Here is a 339-nt window from a genome sequence, read left to right on the forward strand (position 1 = left end):
TGCTGTCCAGATTTTAGCATTAGTTTTATCGGCAATACTATTCCGGATTTCTGCAATGAGAAGAAGCAATGTAAAGAAAATAGATACAAGAAGGCGAACAGTTCCGGGCGTATAATGACGGGCGTCTCTCAAAATCTGTTTGACAACAGCGAACAAAATGTGCTACCATATCCAAGTAAAAATAAATGTGAAATGAAGATCATATGGTTTTCCTGTTTCAGCATTAAACAGGCATATGATCTTTTTTCTGTTCTTGGGACGTGAAAGAGTAAGGAGAGATGAGATGGAAAAGACAAACGATTTTATGAAAACGGGAAAGGTGTTTCCTCTTTTAATGTC

1 protein-coding gene is annotated in these 339 nt (G+C 37.2%); it reads left to right on the forward strand.

Going from position 1 to position 339, the window contains the following annotated elements:
- The coding region (locus HJY11_RS13420) for a hypothetical protein (protein ID WP_208076446.1) at positions 1-264 on the forward strand (264 nt) is incomplete at its 5' end.
- Positions 265-339 lie beyond the last annotated feature (75 nt).

It is taken from the genome of Bittarella massiliensis (ex Durand et al. 2017) (assembly GCF_017566145.1).
Lineage (GTDB): Bacteria > Bacillota > Clostridia > Oscillospirales > Ruminococcaceae > Bittarella > Bittarella massiliensis_A.